Raw genomic sequence first — 22,690 nt, forward strand, 5'->3', positions numbered from 1 at the left:
TTCCCAATAACAAGGAGGCTGCCGCTAGCGCGTTTCTTTACGCTTCATCAGTCTGTTTAAACCATAAAGCAATAACACGGAGGTTGAAGCAACAAGTGGGGTTACCGATGTATGACTAGCAAGTAAGGTACTAAAGTCGAATGTTGGCGATATAAGCAAAAAGCAGACGAACAGCATGGGGAACTGCATTAGCGAGGTAGATAATAGGTTGTCGGGAAATTTTGCTAGCAACTTTCGATAGCTAAAATAGAAGACAAAGGACAGAAAAACAATGAGGGTGACATCATGCAAGATCAGCCAGAGATTCTCGATACTATTTTCATGATAGTTTGGCACTGACTGTAAGTATCTCAACATATGGTTTGCTGTATAACTGAATAACTGCAAATTCGCTTCGACTAAAAACAATCCCAAAATGAACGCAGGCAGATATCTGGCAACTGTAACTATCCCACCTTTAAAACCTTGCCATTTTGTAACCCATTTTGCATTTTCCACTCGCCAACTCCTTTGAACAATATTGACAACAAAAGCTAACTGCTAGCCTTACAATATGTGCTTAGGGTACAAGAATGCATTACGTAAAACAAAAACAACGACAAAGCGACAAAGCGACAAAGCGACAACTAATACTCACATTAACTTCAACGAGCCGTTATCCATTATGGTTACAACCTTAATAAGGTGCTTATATTTTGCTTTAGCACACCTCTAGCCGCCCATAAGGTAATAGTTATAATAAAGAGTAGGCTTAAAGTGACACACCCCGCCCACACGAGCGGCTGTAATAGAGAAACCCCCATAGATGCCTGACTATAATTGTCGAGCATAAAGCTGATGGACATACTGATCGCGATGGCAAGCATAGTTAACCCTAGATTCAGCCACACCATACTCAGCATTAAAGTTTGCTTTTGTCCTCCGACAGCTAGCATCACAGCCCACTTCATCTGCTCGCTTTTCACTGAATAGCTGAACTTGTTGTATAGCGTACACACAACCAAAGCGATAATGAGTAAGGCCATTACACTAGAGGTTAAAAACAGCAGCTTACCAGCGGCATCGGTATCCACGATTTGTTGTACTAGCGTATTGCCTTCGCTATAACTCAATTTAGGTGATTGCAACGAAGCCCAATCATTTAGGTGGGATGAGATCGCGGCTTTATCTCCACCTTTGGAGTAAAAAACGGGTGCAATACGGTTGGCAAGAAGCGGATTTTGATCTTTGAGATTCAAATAAATTAGCGGCTTAACAGTTTGCGCTATCCCGAAATGAGGCTGGTCAGTAACTATACCTGCAATACGAACCTGCTTTTCATAATAGAAACCTGACACCTTAAGCGTTAACCCTTTTGTCGCTCGCCAACTGCTTAAGCCCAACTCATTCGCGAGCTGAGACGCCATGGTTTGATTGAGCATTACACTATTTTCAAGCAAGTCTCCTGGGGCAGCGAGTCGAACACCTAATAAACTAAAATAGTTTTCAGAAACATACAGACCATTTATCGGCTTCTCTAAACTGGTACCACTCTCCACTTGATACTTTAATGACTGAGCACCAAGCTGGGTAAATTGTCTTGATGACAATGCTAACTGATTACCTGCAACCGACCATCGACCATTGAGCTGTTTAGCACTCATGATCAAACTTAAACTGCCATTGGCTTTAGGTTGAAAGCTTAAGATATCGTCAGCAATCTCAACCGAACTATATTTACGCCACTCGTCAGACATTAAGCTTAAGGAAAGTACACTAACCCCAGTAATAACCACGAGTTGTAATAACAAAATAAACCGCGTAGCTCTTTGTTGAGCTTTAGTCATATGCCCCTGCTTACCCCGCGAAAAGGTGCTCTTTATGGCCCCCTTCAATGGCATTAACGCACAAACCATAAACAGGCCCAGAGAGACAAAAAGCGCAAACAGCCACAACCAGAAATTAAAATTAACCCCCTGATTAAAATATTGCTCATATACAGTAATACTGCTTGCGTATTGAACCACTAAAAAACCGATAATAGGGCTAACAATACCCACGAAAGCCAATGCAACAATATTTTCTTTTAGCAACTGATAAACCAAAGTTCTACTATCGCCACCAAGGGCTATCTTAAGGCTCATCTCAGATCGCCTAACAATACCTTGCTGTGTATAGGCTGAAACGATGCCACTAAAAATAATAAAACCAAAGCCTGCCAATAACAGCAGTAATATCCACGCCTGACGTTGTAGAACATCACGGCCATTAGGGTTCAGTTCTACGCCCTCGATTAACCATGGCTGAAAGTGGTGATCAACAAAGCCACCTTCCGGTCTAGGAGTCTGCTGTTTTAAGTTCCTATAGGCGCTCTGAAGTTGCTCCAAATCTTGTTTCTGTGATAGCTGCGCAAAACCATAACGGTTGGCTTGAGTCTTCAAAAATACATCAGGATTATCATCAAACTGCTCAGGCACACCTAGCTGCAGAAAGGTATCGGGTAACCAGAGGTCGATCTCCATATCGCCGAGCTTTTTCATAGAAATAGGGGCACTGCCAGCAATTAAAAATGGACTATCACGATAATATAATGCGTCTTGCTGTGACGAAGCCGATGGCTCAAAATGCTGCTGCCAAAATTGTTGTGACACTATGCCTCGTTTAGCTTCAAAATTTGCCAACGAAAATGGTGCAGGTAAGGCAAGTAGCTCAATAGCGCTTTGAGAGTAAAATCCAATCGTTAACCTAGGCAACTCTTGCAAACCTAGGGTTATAGCACTGCGCTTGGTGGCAATGGTTGCTACCCGCTCGACACCAGACACTCCAAGCATCAAATCAACTTCAAAGCCTGAAGTTGGTTGCAGGTTACTGTTCAAGTCTTTACTAGCAATGGTCACTATTGGTTGATTACTACCTACCCATTGGGGGCGGTCACTATTAAGTAACCAAAAAAGGTTAATCACAAACCCCATCAAGCTGCAAAAGAGACATAAACTTAGCAGCAATATCGACCATATCCCACGTTGACCTCGCCACTTGCGCCAACCATATGCAAGATCAAACAGCATGCTTGAACTCCTGCAATGGAATAGGTTGAATCTCACCATCACAAATTTTAAATGCTTTATGGCAATAAGCAGCAACAGCTGGATCATGGGTAATAATCAGTACCGTTCTCCCCTCTTGGTGTAGGCCACTAAGTAGCTCCATCACATTGTCAGAATTGGCAGAATCGAGGTTACCCGTTGGTTCATCGCATAAAATAATATCTGGCTGACAGATAAGTGCCCTAGCAATTGCGATTCTTTGCTGCTGCCCGCCTGATAGCTCAGCAGGGAAAAATGACTTTTTATCCGCTAAACCGACCTTGCGAAGTACTTCATCGATCTTTGCCTCATAGTCATCACGACTAATAGTTTGATTAAAGCGCAAAGGTACCGTTAGGTTCTCAGTGACCGTCATGTCGGCAATCAAATTGAAATTTTGAAACACCCAGCCTATATGCCCATTTCGCAGCTGGCTGAGCTGGTAAGTAGATAGAGTGCTAACATCTTGACCACAGAGAAGGTACTGACCACTGTCGGCTATATCGAGCAACCCCATAATCGACAATAAGGTAGACTTACCACTGCCAGACTGACCCAAGATAGCGACCATATCGCCACTATGAACCGTAAAATCAATCTGCTTTAAAACATGGTTCTCTCCAGCCCCATTAACAAATGACCGATTTAGGCCTTTGAGTTCAATTACACAGTTATTCATAAATATCAGCCACCATAATTTGAGAGACACTAGCTAGATGCTTAGGAACTCGCGTTAAAATCTGCTCCCCTTGGTAAGCACCATCTAACACCTGCATCTGTTCACCCGCTATATCACCCACATTAATACTACGTAGCAGAAATACCTCACCCGCCTCATCTAAAACAAACAGTGAATATTCACGATGAGGCCGAATAACACCAACAGGTCTATTTACCACTAATATATTTTTATGATCTGCGACTTCTATGCTGGCGTTAACATCTATATTTGGTCTAACCGCCGCTGGAAGTTTATTATTAAAACTAATATCAATTTCAACGCTGCCATTATTAACGGTTGGTTCAACTCTTGATACCTGCCCAAATATCTCAACACCTTTAAACTGAATTTGAGCAACTAAACCTGAACTCACATATTCGGCATCGGATGCGGTAATATTAATACGCGCATAATAGGAGGAAAGATCAGCGATCATGCCTACTGCCTGACCTTCATCAACACGTCTACCAATATCAAGATCATCCGATAACTCAGTTAACATACCGTCCATACTGGCGCGAATGTTGAGTTGTTCAACCTCTGAGACTAACAGCTCTCGCTGCTTAATGGCTTTTTCCAATCGATACTGACCTGAGTCATCAATGGCCTTACGGGTTTTCTTCAGCGTCTGTAAGCGGCTGAGTTCCATCTGCAAAATAGCATCCTCTTGCTCCCATGCTACTTGGGCCTTATGTAGATCCAGCGTAGAAATGACCTGATTATCTTTAAGCTTTTTATGTGCCACTAACTCAGCGTCAGCTAATGCTAACCTCACCTTAGCTAAGCGAATCTGGCCTCGCTGGTCATCGAGCGCCTGAATTGATTCAGCAATAATTCGTTGCTGATTAGCTTGCTCCTCTAATAAGGCTAACTCACTGGTTTCCATCAGGCGTTCAAGTTTTGGATTATTAAGGCTTAATATAATTTGGCCTTTTTTTACTAAACTACCTGGCTTTTTAAATACTTCGACGATATGACCGCCACTTAAGGCATTAATACCGCGTTGAATTCTTGGGACAAATTTTCCGTAACCAGAAACGGTAACATTGAGAGGGGAAGTGATAATTTCATCAATAGGGGAGTTTTGATGAACCTTGTCTGATGAGAAGGCTTGATTACCTGCAAAAAAAATCAAAAATAGTGAAATCACGACTATCGATATAACAAAAGTAAACCAAGCTACTTTGCTATTTCGACTCCTATCCTTAGGGATCTCAAACATCATAAAATTCCATTTAATTTAGACGATTAATAACAATATAAACAAAAACTAGAAGTTACAAGGTATTTTATGAAGGCTTGACTATGACCCTGAACATGCTAGCTTTTAAAATCTTCAAGCTATATAACTTTTAATAAGGATGTTAAATGTATATCTCACCACTCAAGTTCAGCCTTAATTTCTTGCTACCCTTTATTGTTATTTTCAGCCCTATCTCATATGCACAAACCAATAACAGTCAAGTAACTCCCATTGGTGGCGGAGTTAAATCTAAATTTCTAAATATCGTTTCAAACTCCAAGGAGCAACATAGATTTCCGGGCCTATACATATATAACACCAAAAAGCAGCAGTTCCTCAGCAAGCAAGATGCCGAAGCTTATCTGCTGACCTTAGATGATCAAGCAGTCTGGTCAACACTGACAAATCAATGGACTAAAGAGACCAGTCAGTTTTCGACAACTAACCAAGATCTCGCTAAAACACTACCTATGCTAAAACTCGATCGTGAATTTCTGATTCTTTACGATAACCTCCCCGAGCCTATGTTAGAGCAATTTAAGGCAATGGATCCTGAGTTAAAACTGAAAGATGCCACTCTTAAGTCTGTTCTTAGCAGCCTTGAAAACTCAAGAAGTTACACCACTTATTAAGCGAATAGGCAGCCTCAAAGTATTGGATCTAATATCGAATACTTTGAGGTAACAGCGCTATAGATTATTGGAACGTTCATCTATAGCTGCTTGATACTTGTTTACACGCTCAGAATATCTATTAATCCAAAATGGGTGTTGAGTATTATCCAAAGCCAACTTTTGATGTTTAATCGCTAGCTCAAATTCTTCAGCATCCGCATAAGCAGCCGCTAGGGCATCATGAGCCGTGGGAGAATCTGGATAGCTCTTAACCGTTAACTGAAAGATGGCTAACCCCTTCTCAGCAGCATCGAGAGAGCCATTCGCTGTTTCAGCTTCGGCCAAAGCAATCAAAGAATCGGTGGCGGGCACCTCGAAACCATATTTATCATCAGAGAGGTATTTATAATGATCGAGTATCACTTGCGGGCCTTGTCGTGAGATTTCAGAGTCTGCAGTTAGTACCTGATGGATATCATTGAACAATAACTCGATACCATAAGCTGTGGCGAGAATTGGTTGCGTCATGTAATAGGTGCCATCGAAGCGTCTGATATGATAATCCAACATGGGAACCGCATTATCTTTTATTGTCTGCTCCATAGTGGCAAAGCTTTCAAGCTGTCTCTGCTCGAAGCTTGAGTCACTGGTACTCATAAACAAAAAGCGTGGTTTACCTTTCATTGCGGCAAGCTTTTTGGGTGCATCCTTGATGACATAGGCAAAGTCTTTACTCAAAACGGGGCTAGCAACGAAGTAGGCATTAAACAGCTCAGGGCGGTTAATTAAGGTATATAAACCCAGTCCCGCGTTACCTGTAAAGCCATTCATGATGCGAAAACCATTGGTTCTGTATTGTTTATCGATTGCAGGTAACAGCGCTTGCTGCATAAAATCGAGCAGTTGCGTATTCCCCCGCTCCTCAATCGCCAATTCTTTGAGTTTTCCTAGCTGTTCATCACCATCAGGAGCGGTAATGATTATGGTTTCAAGCCAGGGCCACTCGCCATTATGACTCATCCAATCATGCATACCGTTTAAGTAAGCATGGCTACGAGGGTGAAAATCAAACATAACCACATAGCGCTTATCATTTTTTTCTAAGTAACTCGGTGGCAGAGTGACAGTGAAAGAGATAGGCTTTTCCAGTAAAGGGGAATTGACATTAAGGGTAGTGTTCAAGTCATTTGGCGAAGTGCTCTGTGCATAGCTATCAGCACCAGAAACTCCAAGCGTTAACATTAAGGCTAGACCTACAATAAACTGCTTAATCATCTGTGATTATCTTCCATGAAATTAGTGATAGTCATCGAACCTAACACGCTATAGATCGTTTTAAAAACACTCAAATTAGTAGGAAGTAGATCATGCTACTGCCAAGAGGCTTGTTTAAAGCGTTTATTTGGTAAATTTAATACAGTTTGCTCACCGATTAAGCTAGCAATAGCGGGCAATTCAGCTTAGGATCGGCAATGAAAATATCGTTATCAGTAACTGAAATAACAATTTCAGACACATTGTGGAGTAATCATGGGTATCAGAGCCATAGTTGTAGATACAGCAGGTACAACGACCGAACTTAGCTTTATTAAAGACACGCTTTTTGCTTACTCAGCCAAGGCACTCCCCGATTTTCTAAAAGAAAATGAGCACAATGTATTAGTTGAAAACTGCATCTGTGATGTCAGAGACATTGCGCTTGAGCCTGATGCCTCTCTCGAACGTGTAACTGAGATCCTACAGCAATGGGTTGCCGAAGACCGTAAAGCAACGCCGCTCAAAACTCTGCAAGGACTAATCTGGAAACAAGGTTATTCTCAAGGTGAGTTCACTGGGCATATTTTCCCAGATTTCATTGAAGCAATCGATGGGTTAAAGCAGCAAAACATGCGCATTTACAGCTTCTCATCAGGTTCTGCTGAAGCGCAAAAACTGTTGTTTGCTCACAGTGATGGCGGCGACCTAACTCCTAAGTTTGATGGCCACTTCGATACCCGTACAGGTAACAAGCTTTTCAAACAGGCCTACTGCAACATCATCAATACCATCAGCCTAGCACCTAAGCAGGTGCTTTATATCTCTGATGTGGTTGAAGAGCTAAAAGCGGCTGAAGAAGCAGGTATGCGTACCATGCAGATGGTTCGCTCAAGTGAGCAGCGCACTGGCAGCCATAAGCAGATCACTAGCTTTGCAGAGCTAACCTTCTAGAAACATTTTTTGATAAAAAAGCACTCTTAATCGAGTGCTTTTTTGTGTCTATTTTTAAGCACTAACTATTTTGCTGGAACGCCATAACGTGCATTTAGCCTGTCCCAGTTTTCTGTTTGTCTAAAATACTCCTCCTCACAATAGCTATCTCTTTCTATTTCAAGCTGAGCTTTAGAGATGATGCTCGAGTACTTCTCTGGATCACTGCCATAAATTAAACATAAAGTACTAAAATATCGCTGGGCGTCTAAACTATGCTCATCCCAAAAATGATCATCATCTAAGGCTTCTATATCTTCATCTTCCAAGGCAAAAAGATCAGCGGCGCTCATGGCAATATCGGCACCATTCTCAAACGAATTTATCAGTAATAATGTTGCAAGAGTATCAGCGGCATCTTCCTCTTTGCCTAATACAATCACCTGATTAGCATAGATATAAGCATGAACATATTCATGGGCTAAAGTGTGCATTAGGGCGTCACTGGTTGCTTGTTCTGGGCTCACTCCTGTCTCTTGGTAGTTATCATGATGAAAACGCCCGTAAACTTGGCTGATGAACTGATAAGGGATAAGAATCTGACTCGTTTCCGGATCAAATAAGGGACCGTCTTCACCGCCGTAGACCACAGTTAATGCATGCTGCATAGGTAGTTGCTCATCAAAAAGAGCCAACATCTGTTTCGATATAGGCTCGATAAGTGCCCGAGCTTGTTTTTCTTCTGTATTTTTCACCAGGTTAAATTTAGCTGTTGCGGCATTAGCGCTTACGCTCATTATCATGACAACAGTGATGACGAATATGCCAAATATAGGTATGTGGCGCTCTACCTGACTCATATACAGCTCCTCTTTTTGCTTCTAATACCTTTCACAACAGCTTGTTGCCACTATGGCATACTGTTATGCTGGCCCAAAGTTAAACGATCGTTTTAACCGTTCATTTTACTAGTTCGTTCTAATAATGACAGAGGGCAAGATGTTAGATAAATTTATCGCTCAGCACCCAGCTAATACCGAAATATCTGTCGCCTGGGGTGAGATGGATGCCCTGCAGCATATTAATAACGTAGCCTACTTCAGATATTTTGAAACTGCTCGCATAGACTTTTTCAATCAGATAAACCTATTAGCAGATCTACAAACCAGTAAAGTAGGGCCAGTGCTTAGCGATAACCATGCTCGCTATAAACGCCCTGTCACTTTCCCTGACACCCTGTTAGTTGGCGTTAAGATCAGTGATATTCAAGCCGATCGCTTTATGATGCACTACACAGTATTTAGTAAAGCTCAGCAGGCTATTACCACCTTAGGTCACTCGCAAGTTGTGATGTTTAACTTTCAAACGGGTAAAAAGGCTGAGCTAACACCTGAACTATTATCCGCGCTAAGAGCCCATGAAGAAGCGAAGAGAGAGGCGTAAATGGTTGAGATAAAAGTTAAACACATTGAAAATGAACACAAGTTCGTCATCGATATCGAGCAGGAACAAGCTGTTTTAATTTATGAGATTTATGATGACCGAGTTAACTTCAGCAGCACCTTTGTGCCAGATACATTACGTGGGCAAGGGCTTGCCGAGAAGCTGGTTAGGTTTGGATTGCGCTGGGCTAGCTCAGCTAACCTCAAGGTAGAAGCTAGCTGCTGGTATGTGCAAAAGTTTTTATCGCCCAAGCATCAATAGTCAACCAAGCGCAACTCACGTCAGCTAGTCACCAGTAAGCTTGAGTAACTGCAGCTTCACTTCATCAGAGATAGGCTGACTCTTATCTAAATTGTAATCATAATGCACCATCGTCGTTTTAGTCTCAGAGGTCTTTTTACCTTTCTGCCAACTCTGCTGCGTCAGCTCAAAGCTGCTCGTGCCTACACGGCTAACCCAGGTTTTTATGGTTACCGGACTACCGTAATTGGTCGGTGACAGATAAGCGATATTAAAGCCTGCCACGATAAGGTCCCACTTAGCTAAGTTTAAACTTGGATTAAAAATCTTAAATATTGGCGTTCTTCCCGCCTCATTCCACACAGGTAAAATTGTATTATTGATATGACCTAACGCATCGGTTTCATTAAATCTTGGCTGGATCTCTATACTAAAAAAGGTCTCTGACACAGTAAACATCCTATTGTTATCGATCTTATTTTTCTTGTACCGCTGACGTTAACTAAGTTTTTGTTGCGATGCAATCAACGAAGGATGGCTAGCTATCTCTAGGTTCTAGGCTTGGGTGATAGAAGGTTTTAAGTTCTAGTAAGACTGAGGGAGTTTTTTATGGCCATGCACAAAGTCACTTTCTCTCCATCCATGGGAAAGTGACATAAATGTTTCTGACATAACCCCCTCCTAGTACTTCCTGTACTCCGGGGATAAGTACTTCCATGTACAAAAAAGGATGCCTGAGCATCCTTTTTCTATAAAGCACCATTACTAAGCGCTATACCTTTTAGTCCTATCGAGCATACATTGCATTGATCTCACAAGCATACTTGTTGTAAATCACCTTGCGGCGCAACTTCATGGTCGGAGTAATCAGGCCCGCTTCCATCGAAAATGCTTCTGGCAATAAGGTGAATTTTTTAATCTTTTCAAATCCAGCAAGTTCACTCTGTAGTGTCTTAAGGCGCTGTTCGAAATGCTCAATCACATGCGTATGGCGCAGTAACTCCATTGGCGACTCATAGTGTATCCCTTTCTCTTTGGCCCAAGCTTCAAGGTTTTCAAAGGCTGGGACAATCAGTGCAGATACGTAGTTTTTAGCATCTGCAACTATGGCAACTTGCTCGATGAATGGGCAACAACCCACCTTACCTTCAACGCGCTGCGGCGCAATATACTTACCGTTAGAGGTCTTCATCAACTCTTTGATACGGTCGGTAATAAACAGGTTTCCATGCTCATCAATTCGACCCGCATCACCGGTTTTTAGCCAACCGTCTTCAAAGGTTTCAGCAGTCTCTTGTGGGCGATTGTAGTAACCACGCATTACAGTGTCACCACGCACCATGATCTCGTTATCTTTACCTAGCTTGATCTCAACATCAGGAATAACGCAACCATTTGAGCCTGGCACACGGTTAGCAAGGGTATTACAGGTCGCTGTAGCTGTGGTTTCTGTCATACCGTAACCACACAACACAGGGACATCAATACTCTGGAAGAAGGCACTTACATTTGGATCCAGTGCAGCACCACCACATGGCATAAACTTAAGGCGACCACCTAAAACTTGCTTCAGTTTACTGAAGACTAACTTATCGGCAAGTTTCCACTGCAAGCTTAAGCCCAATGAAGCTTTATGTCGGCCTTGGCCAACTTCTGACTGCTTGTGTCCAACTGACATAGCCCAAGTGAACATCTTTTGGCGAAGCTCTGGTGCCTTAATAACCTTATCCTGTACAGCGCTGTATACCTTCTCTAAGAATCTAGGCACGACACATAAGGTGTGAGGCTTAACGATAGCAATCGCTTCTTTAGCAGCCATTGGATTTTGCAGGTAGACATTGTGACCACCGCGACAAAGTACATAAAAGGTCCAGCCTCGCTCAAAAACATGGCTTAGTGGTAAAAATGCCAGTGATACATCACCAGGCGTAAACGGCAGGAAGTTGTCGTGCTGCTTAACCATAGAGGCGATGTTGCGATAATCAAGCATTACGCCTTTTGGATCGCCTGTTGTGCCAGAGGTATAGATTAGCGTCAGTAGATCATCTAGATTTGCATCATTAAGACGCTGCTCTAGCTCAGTTAAGGTCTCTGCTGGATACGCTTGAGCGATGAGGTCATCGAAGTAGTAATGCTCAGCACCACTTACCAAGGTGACAGACTTATCAAATACTATGACCTTCATTAGGCTACTACAGGCTGTAGCAAGCTTACATGCCATCTTGTATTGCTCGCTATCGCCGACAAAAATCAGTTTAGCCTTGGCGTCATTAACAATATAACTGGCCTGCTCAAACGTACTGGTCGGGTAGATAGGTACAACAACTGAGCGAGATTTTAAGCTAGCAATATCAGCACAGGTCCACTGAGGACAGTTTTGCGCAAGAATAACCACACGATCTTGAACGTCTACGCCAAAATGAATCAGAGCTTGAGCAATATTAGTGCTAATGCTATCAAATGCGCTCCAGCTTACCTGATGCCATGGGGCCGCCATTTCGAATCCTTCGAGCGCGATAGCATCGCCAAGTTCCTGGCTCTGCTGTTTAAGTAGACGTGTAACATGATATTGCTCGAGTGACATAATTTGGGACCTTTTTAGCGTACAGTTGTTCCGCTTTTGGGGGCATTTTACTAGAACAGCCTCAAAAAAATAAGAGCATTTGCTCAAATTTTGTTATCTGGCGCACAGTTTTTTATAACTAAAGTGGTTAGACCAGATCACCTTTCCACAACCTTTTGCTGCCAAACCATAGTGTTAGCATAGATATAACAACAAAAATCAGGTCACCAGCTAACCAAGGCCAAACATGAGATTCTTCAGTCAACAGGCGTAAACTACTCGAAACCCAAGCTGAATGGGCAATAATAATCAGCATAGTCGCCGACAACTGTAATGTCGTTTTACATGCACTACCTGCACCTAAAATAAAGCCACAACCAAAAATGGAGCTCAGCACAAAGTGAAGCCAGATAGCTGTTGTAATAGCAGGGTTAACCAGAGAAACCGCCGCAGCCGTCACCACCATAATGAGGGTTAACAGCAATAACAGCTTACATTGAGCTCGATTAAAGGCATCTATCATTCCCTGTTTGCCATTAAAGCCTGGCAACATATACAAGGCCTCAACAGCTTGCCATCTCTGTATTCTGCTCCAGTGCACCATGACGCAAGCTACGCCACTGAACTGCACCAATAAAAATAGCACAGGCACATCTAGTCCAAACAAATAAGCGATCAAAGCAACTGCAATGGTAAATAGAGGCATAGCAATGATCAGCATGCTCAATAGCGGCCCCATAAAAAAGTTTAATGGGTGGAGACTTGATTCAAGTTTTGCAATATAACGGTAGGAATTTTGGCTGGGTAACCAAACCCCACCCATCTCTAAGGCATTGTGATAGATAGTTCTCGCATCTGGATGCCAGCCACTCACTAGAACCTTTTGCCAAATCATCCAAGCTAATACGAGGGAGATAACTGGCAGGAGTAGCAATAGGACTGGCGGTATAACACTCGTCACAGTTTCAATCGTGACAAGGGAGAGGTAGAGCACAATAGATAGATAGTAAGTCGATGGTTTTATCAGGCATAAGTAGATAAAACCAAGCCCTAATGTGGTGGCAATAGCTAACTGCGAAAGTGCACCTTGAGTATCAATATAGAGGCAGAGGCCTGAACCCAATAGTAGGCTAACGCCCCAAATAAGCACAGATTGAAAATAGATATTATGCCGATATTCAGGGACCAAGCATGACCACTCCGTCGCCGATAAGCGGTTCAGTTGCCAAGCAACTGCAACAGAGACAGACACTTGGATCATACTGATAATGAGCGGGACAACAACAAACTTTTCAAACAAAAAAATGGGAATGAGCATCAACAAGCCCAATAACGCAGCCCCCATGAAGCTGGCACAACCCACATCATAAAACCATAGTCGAGTCGCACCGGACAGGCGGCGAGTTAACAGGGATAAACTTGCACTAACACCTCCTCCCTCTTTCACTCGCTGATTTTGATAAAAAGTGCTCATCGGTGAAACTCCATAAACAACTGCTCAAGGTTCATCGACTCCACTTGAATCTTACTATCGCTTGGACAGATTTTTGAGCAGAAGTTATCCACCAGCACCTTATCAGCTGTACGGTTTAGGACATTTAACTCTATAGGGAGTACTTCACCTGTAGGCAGAGTGAGCAGCTTAACTTCCTCTCTTACTGAGTCAATCTCTTTAAAGAGCAGCAGTTCGCCCTCTTTCATCAAAGCTAAGTGACTGGCTACGCGCTCTAAGTCTGAGGTGATATGAGATGAAAATAAAACTGCTGAGCCCGACTCGAGTGCCAAGTCAAACAGATCGGCCATAAACTTACGTCTTGCGATAGGGTCTAAACTGGCTACAGGCTCATCTAAAATAAGCAGTTTGGGGCGGTAAGCCATCGCCATAATTAGCGCTAGAGATTGACGCTGACCCACAGAGAGTCGCTGTACCTGTTGCTTTGTATCTAAGTCGAAGCGCTGTAACCACTCCCTCTCTAACTCAATATCCCACTCAGGATAAAAACTACGGTGTAGATCTAAAGCCCTAGCAACGCTAAAACCCTCATAGCCGAAAGGTTGTTGAGGGACATAACCTATTTGAGACTTAGCTTTAGAGCTGAGTTGACTGACTGATTCACCTAAAATGGTGATTTCACCAAAACTCGCCTCGATAATGCCAAGCGCACAACGCATTAAAGTAGATTTACCCGCTCCATTTTGCCCTAACAGCCCAACAACCATACCAGGATAGAGCTTAATGCTGAGTTCCTTGATGGCAGTTTTATCAACTTCACCCTTGGCAATAAAGTGTTTGGTTACCTTGTTAAACTCAAGTATGGGGGCTTCATTCATATCCATCTGCTCAATCCTTTATGCTAATTCTGCTCTACTGTATTACCAACAGCTGTCGATCAATTTTTTAAGCTCTTGCTGACTTATACCTAACTGTTTTGCCTGCGACAAAAGGTCATCAACTTGGGGTTTTAACAACTGAGCGCTGGAGGTTGGTTCACAGCTTTCACGCTTAGCCACTCTTGTCGGTTGCCCACGGCGCCTCTCCAACCAGCCTTGCTCCACAAGCTGCTGCACAGCTCGCGATACCGTCATAGGGTTTACTGATAGATGCTCAGCCATCTGCCTTACAGAAGGTAATACCTGATCAGTTTCTAGTTGGCCACCCACAATCAAACGCACGATCTGTTCGCTTAATTGCCGATATATGGGTTCGCCACTACTGGGGTTGACATTTATTAGTTCTAACATTAGCCTTTAGATACTGTATTAATACATTGATACACCGATACAGTAATAATCTAGCATAGATTGAATAATATTCAAGTAAGGAATAGGCAGTATGCTATATGGAAAGCCAGAAAGGTCTGAAACCTCTGAGACCATAAAATTAGTTAAGGAAAAGCCACTCATGACGCTTGTCAGCACACTTATTATTAGCAGCATGCTTCTCAGCCTGCCCGCTTTTGCAGCTTCACCTGCTAAAGATGAACCGCTCCAGAAAGATAGCGCCTGCTATGTAGACGGCCTGTCAGAACAGCTTAACTGTGGCTTTATTTCTGTTCCTGAAAATGCAGCAAAACCAGATGGTAAGCAGATAAAAATTCATTACCTTGTACTACCAGCAATCAAAAATAGCGACCACTCAGAAGCGTTTTTGGCCATAGCAGGTGGACCCGGTCAATCGGCAATAGATAATGCGGCAGGTTTTAATCGCATGTTTAGTAAAGTCCGCCAGAATAAAGATATCTTGTTGATCGATCAGCGAGGCACTGGCCGCTCTAATATCTTGAACTGTGAAGGTGACGGTTTTGAGAGCGCCCTAGCAATCAATGAAGCTGACTTTGATGTAGCGACAGAAACCCAAGCTTGCCTAGATGAGCTCGACGCCGATGTTACCCAATATGGTAGCTTAAATGCACTTGAAGATTTTGAGGCTGTACGTAAGCACCTTGGTTATAAAAAACTAGATATTTATGGCATCTCATATGGCACACGTATGGCTCAGCTGTATCAGCGTCACTATCCAGAGGTATTATCCACGGTCACCATCGATGGTGTTGTTCCTATGCAGCAAAGTGTGTTGGCAATAGGTAATGCCATCAGCCGCGCCTTCGACCTACTCATTGAGGACTGTAATAGTAATTCACTTTGTGGGGCACAGTTTCCTCACTTAAAAACTGACCTTGAGAGTATTGATGCCAAACTCACCATAGCGCCCACTATCAGTCAGGTACGTGACCCGCTAACAGGTGAAGCGACACAATTAACGATGACCCGTGCAAAGTTTATGGGGGCGATAAGAATGGCCCTTTATATGCCTAATGTCCGCGCACTTATTCCCCATGCAATCAGTGAAGCTGCCAAAGATAACTTCCAGCCAATTTTAGGCCTGTATGCGCTCACAATTGATAGCACAGGTATCGCCATGGGAATGCATGCCTCTGTGATCTGTGGTGAAGACTGGCAGCGTCTAACAACCGCTGAGCGAGATGCAGCTAATGCGACCTACTTTGGCAAGGAGATGGTAACGACATTCGAGCAGTCATGTGCGATTTGGAATATGCCTGCGGTAGATAAGTCATTCTCTGAGCCTATCAGTAGTGATATTCCGACATTGGTATTGTCGGGAGAGCTCGATCCAGCTACGCCACCAAGCTGGGGTGAGTTAGCCATGGAAAAGCTCACCAAGGCTAAACACTTTATTGCTCCCTATGCCACTCACGGTGTTGCGCATCAATCATGTGGTAATGACCTTATCGCAGAGCTTGTCGAAACAGGTAGCGTAACCGAGATTGATGGCGAGTGCCTAAACAAGGACGTAAGTCGTAATTTCTACCTCAATGCGAGTACCGTTGAAGCGATCCCCTCAACGGACCAAGCAGTAGCTACACAAGGAGCGAGTCATGATTAAAGTATCTAACCTATCAAAACATATCGGCGATGTTCAGGCACTCAATGATCTCAGCTTCGAAGCGAAAGATGGCCAGATTACCGGGTTACTCGGGCCAAATGGTGCAGGTAAAACAACCTGTTTAAGAACGGTTTTCGGACTATTACAGGCTGACAAAGGTATTGCTGAGATTGATGGTATCGATGTGGCTAAATCACCAATAGCAGCCAAGCAGCAACTGGGTTTGTTCCCAGACCCATTTGGTCTTTATGAGCGCTTAACGCCAAGAGAATATATCAGTTACTTTGCAGAGCTTAACGGTCTGTCTCGCAAAGATGCTAAAGCCGCGACAGCGAATGTACTAACTCAACTGCATATGGATGATATTGCTGATCGCCGCTGTAAGGGCTTTTCACAAGGCCAACGTATGAAAACAGCATTAGCGCAAGCCATTGTCCACCAGCCAACCAATATCATACTCGATGAGCCAACCCGAGGCTTAGATGTAATGAGTACACGAGTGCTAAGGGACTTGTTAAAAGCACTGAAAGATCAAGGCCATTGTGTGTTGTTCTCTAGTCATGTCATGCAGGAGGTTGCCGCACTGTGTGATCAAGTCATCGTCATGGCAGAAGGAAAAGTTGTTGCCATAGGCAGCCCAGAAGAGCTTTGCCAACAAACAGGCAAAGACTCATTAGAGGATGCGTTTATTAAATTGATCGGCACGGATGAAGGAATAGCAGCATGATGAACACAATGATTACATATAGATTTGTGTGTAGGTTTAACGGGTTAGCAGGAAGCTATAGAGGTACAGCAGCATGATGAATAAGATAATAACTATGGTCCGTAAGGAGCTTATCGATGCAGCTAGAGATAAGCGTTCGGTAATGGCTGGCCTCTATTATGCTATCGGTACGCCCTTGATGATGTGCGGCATGTTTATGCTGCTGATCGGTCAGATGTCTAGCCCGGAAGATCTTAATATTAAGATTGAAAATGGCAACAATGCCCCTGACTTAATCAAGTACCTATCAAGCCAGGGAATAACTCATGGTGATAGCCAGGCAACCGATGAAGATGGTAAAAAGCTGGATATTAAAGATATCCGCCTAGTGATTAGCGATGACTACGCAGCCCTGATGGCAAAAGGGTTAAGCGCTGAAATCACCCTTATTGCCGATAACTCTAACGAGAAACTACAAAACTCCATTCGTAGGCTCGAACGCAACCTGCAAACGTACAGTGCAGAGATGGGCAGCTTACGTCTAATTGCCAGAGGCATCGACCCTAGAGTTGTCCAGCCGATTAAAGTCAATGTCGAAGATGAAGCTACGCCAGACTCTAAAGGTGGCGTGATATTAGGTGTCGCGACCATGACGATGATCTATGCGGTATTTATCTCTGGAATGAATCTAGCTATCGATACAAGTGCTGGTGAACGTGAGCGTAATTCGTTATCTCTGCTTCTTAGCCATCCAGTATCAACCCGCAGTATCGTTTTAGCTAAGGTATTTGCCGTAACGGTATTTGCTATGCTCGGTCTGCTGTTAACGCTAATAATATCCAAAATATCCTATGCTTTCGTACCTTGGCAGGAGCTAGGGTTTACCGTCAGTATCAGCACAGACTTTATTTTACTTATGCTGTTGATTGGATTACCTATTGCTATGATGGCTGCCAGCCTACAGCTATTCGTATCCTTTATGGCTAAGACCTTTAAAGAGGCGCAGTCATACCTAACGTTAGTCCTCATAGTCCCTATGATGCTATCCATGGCAGCCAGCTACAATATTGCACCAGACACCCTACAGTGGTTACCCGTATCGGGGCAGCAACAAGCACTCATCGCCTTTATCAAAGGCCGCGAGATCCCTATGTTGCAGCTACTCCTCTCTTCACTGACCACTTTAATCATTGCCGTAGGACTGACCTTCGGTATGGAGCGCTCATTAAAGAGTGAGAAAATCGTCTTCGGTTTATAGATAAACAGGATAATGCCCAGGGCATAAATTGCACTGGGCTGATATCAATCACCATAAGATCACAAGGAGAGTAAAAATGGAATTTATCGATAAGGTATTGGCCAGCGAAAATTATGCTTTTATTGCACTAGTTGCAGCAGCAGTCCTGCTTCTCTGGTTTCTACCTGCAATGCTCGCGCTCATGTTTAACCGTAAACATTTCAAGCTAATTCTGCTTGCCTGTATTCCAGCAGGGTTTTCCCTTATCGCTTGGGGAGGCGTCATTGTCTGGGCGACTACGGGCAAGGTTATCGACAAGTACGCTAAACAGGAAAAAGCCTCATCTTAAATGATCAACAGCTCTTAGACTGCAACTAGGTCAAGAGAAACATAAGGAGTATTCGACATGGAAAAAGAACTCATCATCATGATTGTCATGATCGCTTCAATTGCCTGCGTGACATTTACTGAGGGGTTTAAACAATACCTCAAGCTAAAAAAAGTAACCAAGGCTGACATCAATCAAGATGAACTCGAACTGCTAAGGAAGCAAAATCGCCACCTAGAAGTTAGAGTACAGACCCTTGAGAAAATCGTTACCGATAACAGCTATGATCTCAAACGGGAAATTAATGCCCTCTAGCTTAGCTTCCTCTCATATTGCTCATCACTACCCATCCTGCTGACCAGACCATAGCATCAACAGCAGGCGTGGGTATTAAATTTCTCTCTATAAGCCCTAGGCGATAGACTCGTCAGCTGAATAAACAGCTTTCTAAATGAACTCACATCTTCATAGCCAACTCGATCGACTATCTGCTCCAGTGCAAGCTCTGTTGTTTCAAGTAATCGTTTTGCCTCATCGACTCTCAGCCTTTGCATATAACTAGCGGGCGTTTCATTGAGCGCCTTCTTAAACCGCCTGATCATAGTCCGCTTGCCCACAGCAAACTTCTCTGCAATATCATCTAGTAGAAAGCTCTGCGCCATATGTGATTGCATCCAGTTTTGAATGCTCATAACCAGCTCATCTTTATGGCTGTTAATTCCAACAGACAGATCCATCGACATAAAAGGCTGTTGTGAAGAGCGGTTTGGGTCGATCAACAAAATTTTTGCCATCTGCTGTGCAACTTGCTCACCAACAAGAATGCCTATGATATGCAAGGCTAAGCTTAAATTAGACGTGGTTGCCCCTGCGGTATGAATATGTTCATCAGAGATAACCAACTTATCCATACAGAGCTTTACCTGGGGAAAATTACGTTCGAACATCTCTTTGAGCCACCATACTGTTGTTGCAGTTCTATGGTTGAGCACACCAGAGGCTGCCAGCATTAAGGTACCTGAACAGTAAGCCGCTACTGGCTTGCCACTGTCAGCAAATAACCTCAAAGGCTCAAACAGAGGCATAAAGTCATTGAGATAAAGTTGAAACTCCTCTCTACCGGTAACAAAAGCAGAAGCTAGAATCACAGCATCGGCATCTAAGATATCTTCTGGCTTATCAAAACCAATAGCGGGAATTTGGATATGCTGATTGGTATTTACAGGCTTACCGTCAGGAGATACCACATGACAATGAAACAGATCTTCATTCGCATCTGGATTCATCCTGCGCCAATAGGCATTAGTGAAACTAAAGACATCAAGAAAACTGACCACACCACCAGCGACAACATTACCCGCAGCCAAAATAACAATCTTCTTCATCTCTAACTCCTTCGAGCAGTCATTATCTAACGATTAAGGCAAATGTCACTTTTGACCTTTATTTTGTCAATAATGACACTTTTATTGAGTTTGTCTAGTTTTTATACTTATCAACAGAAGTTAAGCCTGATGTTGAGAACAACATTCATCAGCTTTAAATGCAGCAAAATTAATAACGAGTAGTGGGAGAAGACTATGTCTCAAGCAAAGAAGCACCTAACATTGAGTTTGAGTTATCTAGGAATAAGTTGGACTTTACTATTTTGGCTGCACTTTACTACCGAGCCAAATATCTTTGCTCATTTAGTCGCTATACCCAGCTTACTCATATTTACTGGGTATAGCGCCTATCAGATCATCAAGAAGGGTGCATAAAAAGCGACTGCGATATCAATGATATCTTAAACATTAGATCTTAAACTGCTGAACCAGCTGTTGCAGCTCTTGAGCCATCTCGGCCAGGCGCTCACTTTCGGTAGAGGTTGAGTTTGCCCCTTCGGCAGCTTCTTCAGCGGCATGATTAATATTAACGATATTAGCGTTAATTTCCTCTGACACTGCAGATTGCTCCTCCGCTGCTGTAGCAATTTGAGTATTCATCTCAGTAATAGTACCGATAGACTCAGTGATCATATGTAGCGCTTCACCTGCTGACTTAGCATGGCTCACACTGTCATCGGCATATTTGCGACTATCTGACATCACATTTACCGCTGTTTTAGCCCCACCCTGGAGTTTCTCGATCATAGCCTGAATTTCTTCGGTAGATTCCTGAGTCCGGCTGGCTAAAGTTCTCACCTCATCGGCAACAACCGCAAAGCCTCGGCCTTGCTCACCCGCTCTTGCAGCTTCAATGGCCGCATTTAATGCCAGCAAGTTAGTCTGCTCAGCGATCCCCTTAATCACATCGAGAATAGTGCCAATTTGGTTGCTGTCTGTTTCGAGGTTTTGAATCACCTCGGCAGCACTCTCAATCTCGGCCGCTAAACCCACTATGGTTTCAACAGTATTATTGACGACGTTCATGCCATCTTTTGATTGGCTATCTGTTTGATTAGCAGCATCGGCTGCATCATTAGCATTTTTAGCAACCTCAACAACAGTGGCCGTCATCTCGTTCATGGCTGTAGCCACCATATCAAGCTCTTGTCTCTGAGTTTGTACCGAAGTTGCCGTCACAGAGGTTACCTCAGCCATGCCTTGCGCTGATAGTGCCAGTTGCTGCGAAGTATTAGACACACTATTAATACTGGCCTGAAACTTATCAAGCATCAGGTTAAATGCGCGTGATAATGTTCCGAACTCATCTCCAGATGTAATATCAATTCTTCGAGTAAGGTCTGAGTTTTTCTCGATTTCATCTATCGAACGAGTAAGTGTTTGTACTGAATGAATCATAGTGCGCATCACAAGCAGCAGTATCAAACCACCTAAAGCAAATGAGGCAATAGTAATGACAATCAACTGTACCTTCATATCAGCCATAGAGGCGATAGCAGCCTGCTGAATCGCATCTCTTGAGCTATCTTCCGCCTGCACTAACTCTTTAAAGCTGCTTCTTGCCTTATTAGCAAATGGACTGGCACCTTTTCGATACGACTCCCAAGCTTGCTGTAAAACTTCAGGGGTACGATCGACAGATTTAAGTTGCAACATACGAGCGCGGCCATCTTCAAGAAATGTCTTAGTCGCATTTTTAGAGTTGCCAACTAATCGATTAAGGTTATTTCTGGCATCGGTATCAGTTACAAGCTTTAAAGAAGATTCAAGGTTATCGAAATGGCCATAAATATCACTAATACGCGTATCTAACAGGGAGTAATTTTTGCTGAAGTCATCCCCCAACATGATGCTGCGTGACAACCGAGAAACGTAATTCATGTCTCGACTAATAGATAAGATATATTTTTGGCTATTTACACCAGCCTGATCGTACTCATTAAACTTATCAGTCACAAAATTAGTATTAATAATAACGTCTACTAGAATCGTCACCCCTGCCAAACCAAAAACTAACATCACTGTCATCAACTTACGTTTGATGCTCCATGAAGATAAAAACGCCATTCCATTCTCCTAAAAACTCAATCAGCCTCAAAAAAGTATAGGCCATCATTTGCTAGCTAAGAGTAAAACAAATAAAGTAAAACAGATGATACTTATTTGTACGAAACAGCTAAAAAGATGTGAAAATATATAAATCGCTCACTTATTAGCTCGTACTTATATAAAAGCATACTTATAAAGAGTTAGTTTATTAGATTTTCACTGTATGCTGAGTGATTTAGCTTGTTGTCGAGATAATGTCTAGATAGGAGTAATAGAGAGAATAAAACAGGGTATTGAGCTCTTTTTAAGGCTAATGGCAGGGGAAAAATAGAGCGTGCATCTAAACACACTCTACTGTTTACCGAATACAACTAATGCAGTTTACTTAGCTTTAGGTCTGAATGGCTTGATGACTGACTCATCACATTCAAGGAAAGGTCCGTCCATCAGATCGATACAGTAAGGGATAGCTGGAAAATAGAGCGTGTATCTAAACACACTCTA

23 protein-coding genes and 1 pseudogene are annotated in these 22,690 nt (G+C 43.0%); 10 read left to right on the plus strand and 14 right to left on the minus strand.

Annotated features, from left to right (window positions below; all coding sequences use genetic code 11):
• Nucleotides 1-24 precede the first annotated feature (24 nt).
• The 4 genes from BM736_RS16460 to BM736_RS16475 form a co-directional block, all read right to left on the minus strand.
• Nucleotides 25-498: a hypothetical protein gene (locus BM736_RS16460; RefSeq protein WP_076414142.1), complete on the minus strand. Its 474-nt coding sequence runs from the start codon at nt 496-498 to the stop codon at nt 25-27.
• A gap of 170 nt (nt 499-668) precedes the next feature.
• Complete coding sequence (locus BM736_RS16465) at nt 669-3,047, minus strand: FtsX-like permease family protein (RefSeq protein WP_076414143.1); 2,379 nt, start codon at nt 3,045-3,047, stop codon at nt 669-671.
• The gene (locus tag BM736_RS16470; protein ID WP_076414145.1) at nt 3,037-3,744 is read right to left on the minus strand and encodes an ABC transporter ATP-binding protein; all 708 of its coding nucleotides are present in this window, start codon (nt 3,742-3,744) and stop codon (nt 3,037-3,039) included. The genes BM736_RS16465 and BM736_RS16470 overlap by 11 nt, the downstream gene beginning before the upstream one ends.
• Nucleotides 3,737-5,011: an efflux RND transporter periplasmic adaptor subunit gene (locus tag BM736_RS16475; RefSeq protein ID WP_083700241.1), complete on the minus strand. Its 1,275-nt coding sequence runs from the start codon at nt 5,009-5,011 to the stop codon at nt 3,737-3,739. The genes BM736_RS16470 and BM736_RS16475 overlap by 8 nt, the downstream gene beginning before the upstream one ends.
• 143 nt (nt 5,012-5,154) lie before the next feature.
• Between BM736_RS16475 and BM736_RS16480 the strand changes: the two genes are divergently transcribed.
• Nucleotides 5,155-5,661, plus strand: a complete 507-nt coding sequence (locus BM736_RS16480; protein WP_076414148.1) for a hypothetical protein — start codon at nt 5,155-5,157, stop codon at nt 5,659-5,661.
• Between the two features lie 57 nt (nt 5,662-5,718).
• On the opposite strand, the gene BM736_RS16485 is transcribed toward BM736_RS16480, so the two are convergent.
• Nucleotides 5,719-6,918 carry an alpha/beta hydrolase-fold protein gene (locus BM736_RS16485; RefSeq protein WP_076414150.1) on the minus strand — a complete coding sequence of 400 codons (1,200 nt, stop codon included), beginning with the start codon at nt 6,916-6,918 and terminating at the stop codon, nt 5,719-5,721.
• A 255-nt stretch (nt 6,919-7,173) separates the two neighbouring features.
• On the opposite strand from BM736_RS16485, the gene mtnC reads away from it, so the two are divergent.
• The gene (mtnC, locus tag BM736_RS16490) at nt 7,174-7,851 is read left to right on the plus strand and encodes an acireductone synthase (protein ID WP_076414152.1); all 678 of its coding nucleotides are present in this window, start codon (nt 7,174-7,176) and stop codon (nt 7,849-7,851) included.
• A 65-nt stretch (nt 7,852-7,916) separates the two neighbouring features.
• Here mtnC and BM736_RS16495 read toward each other — a convergent pair whose 3' ends face one another.
• Nucleotides 7,917-8,690, minus strand: coding sequence for a DUF4344 domain-containing metallopeptidase (locus tag BM736_RS16495; RefSeq protein WP_076414154.1), 774 nt, complete (start codon nt 8,688-8,690; stop codon nt 7,917-7,919).
• A gap of 139 nt (nt 8,691-8,829) precedes the next feature.
• Between BM736_RS16495 and BM736_RS16500 the strand changes: the two genes are divergently transcribed.
• A complete protein-coding gene (locus BM736_RS16500) occupies nt 8,830-9,273 on the plus strand; it encodes a thioesterase family protein (protein ID WP_076414156.1) in 444 nt (147 codons plus the stop codon).
• A complete protein-coding gene (locus tag BM736_RS16505) occupies nt 9,274-9,534 on the plus strand; it encodes a GNAT family N-acetyltransferase (RefSeq protein WP_076414158.1) in 261 nt (86 codons plus the stop codon).
• A gap of 24 nt (nt 9,535-9,558) precedes the next feature.
• Here BM736_RS16505 and BM736_RS16510 read toward each other — a convergent pair whose 3' ends face one another.
• The 5 genes from BM736_RS16510 to BM736_RS16530 all read right to left on the minus strand — a co-directional run bounded on the left by BM736_RS16510 (nt 9,559) and on the right by BM736_RS16530 (nt 14,818).
• The gene (locus BM736_RS16510) at nt 9,559-9,963 is read right to left on the minus strand and encodes a thioesterase family protein (RefSeq protein ID WP_076414159.1); all 405 of its coding nucleotides are present in this window, start codon (nt 9,961-9,963) and stop codon (nt 9,559-9,561) included.
• A 337-nt stretch (nt 9,964-10,300) separates the two neighbouring features.
• The gene (locus BM736_RS16515; RefSeq protein WP_076414161.1) at nt 10,301-12,097 is read right to left on the minus strand and encodes a long-chain fatty acid--CoA ligase; all 1,797 of its coding nucleotides are present in this window, start codon (nt 12,095-12,097) and stop codon (nt 10,301-10,303) included.
• A gap of 127 nt (nt 12,098-12,224) precedes the next feature.
• Nucleotides 12,225-13,550 (minus strand): hypothetical protein, encoded by a 1,326-nt coding sequence (locus tag BM736_RS16520; protein WP_076414163.1) that lies wholly within the window; start codon nt 13,548-13,550, stop codon nt 12,225-12,227.
• Nucleotides 13,547-14,413 (minus strand): ABC transporter ATP-binding protein, encoded by an 867-nt coding sequence (locus BM736_RS16525; protein WP_076414165.1) that lies wholly within the window; start codon nt 14,411-14,413, stop codon nt 13,547-13,549. Before BM736_RS16525 ends, BM736_RS16520 begins: the two co-directional genes overlap by 4 nt.
• A gap of 36 nt (nt 14,414-14,449) precedes the next feature.
• Nucleotides 14,450-14,818 (minus strand): GntR family transcriptional regulator, encoded by a 369-nt coding sequence (locus BM736_RS16530; protein WP_076414167.1) that lies wholly within the window; start codon nt 14,816-14,818, stop codon nt 14,450-14,452.
• Nucleotides 14,819-14,909: 91 nt separating this feature from the next.
• Between BM736_RS16530 and BM736_RS16535 the strand changes: the two genes are divergently transcribed.
• From BM736_RS16535 to BM736_RS16555, 5 genes are all read left to right on the plus strand, one after another.
• Nucleotides 14,910-16,481: an alpha/beta hydrolase gene (locus BM736_RS16535; protein WP_076414169.1), complete on the plus strand. Its 1,572-nt coding sequence runs from the start codon at nt 14,910-14,912 to the stop codon at nt 16,479-16,481.
• Entirely contained in the window at nt 16,474-17,208 is a 735-nt protein-coding gene (locus tag BM736_RS16540; RefSeq protein ID WP_076414171.1) for an ATP-binding cassette domain-containing protein, read from the plus strand. Before BM736_RS16535 ends, BM736_RS16540 begins: the two co-directional genes overlap by 8 nt.
• Nucleotides 17,209-17,284: 76 nt before the next feature.
• Entirely contained in the window at nt 17,285-18,445 is a 1,161-nt protein-coding gene (locus tag BM736_RS16545; protein ID WP_076414240.1) for an ABC transporter permease, read from the plus strand.
• Nucleotides 18,446-18,521: 76 nt separating this feature from the next.
• Nucleotides 18,522-18,773: a superinfection immunity protein gene (locus BM736_RS16550; RefSeq protein WP_076414173.1), complete on the plus strand. Its 252-nt coding sequence runs from the start codon at nt 18,522-18,524 to the stop codon at nt 18,771-18,773.
• Between the two features lie 57 nt (nt 18,774-18,830).
• Complete coding sequence (locus BM736_RS16555) at nt 18,831-19,067, plus strand: hypothetical protein (RefSeq protein ID WP_076414174.1); 237 nt, start codon at nt 18,831-18,833, stop codon at nt 19,065-19,067.
• A 56-nt stretch (nt 19,068-19,123) separates the two neighbouring features.
• Here BM736_RS16555 and BM736_RS16560 read toward each other — a convergent pair whose 3' ends face one another.
• Nucleotides 19,124-20,137: a GlxA family transcriptional regulator gene (locus BM736_RS16560; protein ID WP_076414176.1), complete on the minus strand. Its 1,014-nt coding sequence runs from the start codon at nt 20,135-20,137 to the stop codon at nt 19,124-19,126.
• Between the two features lie 195 nt (nt 20,138-20,332).
• Here BM736_RS16560 and BM736_RS16565 point away from each other — a divergent pair, with 195 nt between their 5' ends.
• Nucleotides 20,333-20,512, plus strand: coding sequence for a hypothetical protein (locus BM736_RS16565; protein WP_076414177.1), 180 nt, complete (start codon nt 20,333-20,335; stop codon nt 20,510-20,512).
• A 33-nt stretch (nt 20,513-20,545) separates the two neighbouring features.
• Here the strand turns inward: BM736_RS16565 and BM736_RS16570 are convergent, their stop codons facing one another.
• Complete coding sequence (locus BM736_RS16570; RefSeq protein ID WP_076414179.1) at nt 20,546-22,204, minus strand: methyl-accepting chemotaxis protein; 1,659 nt, start codon at nt 22,202-22,204, stop codon at nt 20,546-20,548.
• 363 nt (nt 22,205-22,567) lie between these two features.
• A pseudogene (locus BM736_RS25315) lies at nt 22,568-22,663 on the minus strand (molybdopterin adenylyltransferase); the annotation flags it as partial.
• Between the last annotated feature and the right edge of the window lie 27 nt (nt 22,664-22,690).

The sequence above is a fragment of the Shewanella sp. UCD-KL12 genome (assembly GCF_001957125.1).
Lineage (GTDB): Bacteria > Pseudomonadota > Gammaproteobacteria > Enterobacterales > Shewanellaceae > Shewanella.

Excerpts from the sequence above, each read along its gene's own strand:
- BM736_RS16465 (WP_076414143.1), bottom strand. The coding sequence starts at position 3,047 with ATGCTGTTTGATCTTGCATATGGTTGGCGCAAGTGGCGAGGTCAACGT.
- BM736_RS16470 (WP_076414145.1), bottom strand. The coding sequence starts at position 3,744 with ATGAATAACTGTGTAATTGAACTCAAAGGCCTAAATCGGTCATTTGTT.
- BM736_RS16475 (WP_083700241.1), bottom strand. The coding sequence starts at position 5,011 with ATGATGTTTGAGATCCCTAAGGATAGGAGTCGAAATAGCAAAGTAGCT.
- BM736_RS16480 (WP_076414148.1), top strand. The coding sequence starts at position 5,155 with ATGTATATCTCACCACTCAAGTTCAGCCTTAATTTCTTGCTACCCTTT.
- BM736_RS16485 (WP_076414150.1), bottom strand. The coding sequence starts at position 6,918 with ATGATTAAGCAGTTTATTGTAGGTCTAGCCTTAATGTTAACGCTTGGA.
- mtnC (WP_076414152.1), top strand. The coding sequence starts at position 7,174 with ATGGGTATCAGAGCCATAGTTGTAGATACAGCAGGTACAACGACCGAA.
- BM736_RS16495 (WP_076414154.1), bottom strand. The coding sequence starts at position 8,690 with ATGAGTCAGGTAGAGCGCCACATACCTATATTTGGCATATTCGTCATC.
- BM736_RS16500 (WP_076414156.1), top strand. The coding sequence starts at position 8,830 with ATGTTAGATAAATTTATCGCTCAGCACCCAGCTAATACCGAAATATCT.
- BM736_RS16505 (WP_076414158.1), top strand. The coding sequence starts at position 9,274 with ATGGTTGAGATAAAAGTTAAACACATTGAAAATGAACACAAGTTCGTC.
- BM736_RS16515 (WP_076414161.1), bottom strand. The coding sequence starts at position 12,097 with ATGTCACTCGAGCAATATCATGTTACACGTCTACTTAAACAGCAGAGC.
- BM736_RS16520 (WP_076414163.1), bottom strand. The coding sequence starts at position 13,550 with ATGAGCACTTTTTATCAAAATCAGCGAGTGAAAGAGGGAGGAGGTGTT.
- BM736_RS16525 (WP_076414165.1), bottom strand. The coding sequence starts at position 14,413 with ATGGATATGAATGAAGCCCCCATACTTGAGTTTAACAAGGTAACCAAA.
- BM736_RS16530 (WP_076414167.1), bottom strand. The coding sequence starts at position 14,818 with ATGTTAGAACTAATAAATGTCAACCCCAGTAGTGGCGAACCCATATAT.
- BM736_RS16535 (WP_076414169.1), top strand. The coding sequence starts at position 14,910 with ATGCTATATGGAAAGCCAGAAAGGTCTGAAACCTCTGAGACCATAAAA.
- BM736_RS16540 (WP_076414171.1), top strand. The coding sequence starts at position 16,474 with ATGATTAAAGTATCTAACCTATCAAAACATATCGGCGATGTTCAGGCA.
- BM736_RS16545 (WP_076414240.1), top strand. The coding sequence starts at position 17,285 with ATGAATAAGATAATAACTATGGTCCGTAAGGAGCTTATCGATGCAGCT.
- BM736_RS16550 (WP_076414173.1), top strand. The coding sequence starts at position 18,522 with ATGGAATTTATCGATAAGGTATTGGCCAGCGAAAATTATGCTTTTATT.
- BM736_RS16555 (WP_076414174.1), top strand. The coding sequence starts at position 18,831 with ATGGAAAAAGAACTCATCATCATGATTGTCATGATCGCTTCAATTGCC.
- BM736_RS16560 (WP_076414176.1), bottom strand. The coding sequence starts at position 20,137 with ATGAAGAAGATTGTTATTTTGGCTGCGGGTAATGTTGTCGCTGGTGGT.
- BM736_RS16565 (WP_076414177.1), top strand. The coding sequence starts at position 20,333 with ATGTCTCAAGCAAAGAAGCACCTAACATTGAGTTTGAGTTATCTAGGA.
- BM736_RS16570 (WP_076414179.1), bottom strand. The coding sequence starts at position 22,204 with ATGGCGTTTTTATCTTCATGGAGCATCAAACGTAAGTTGATGACAGTG.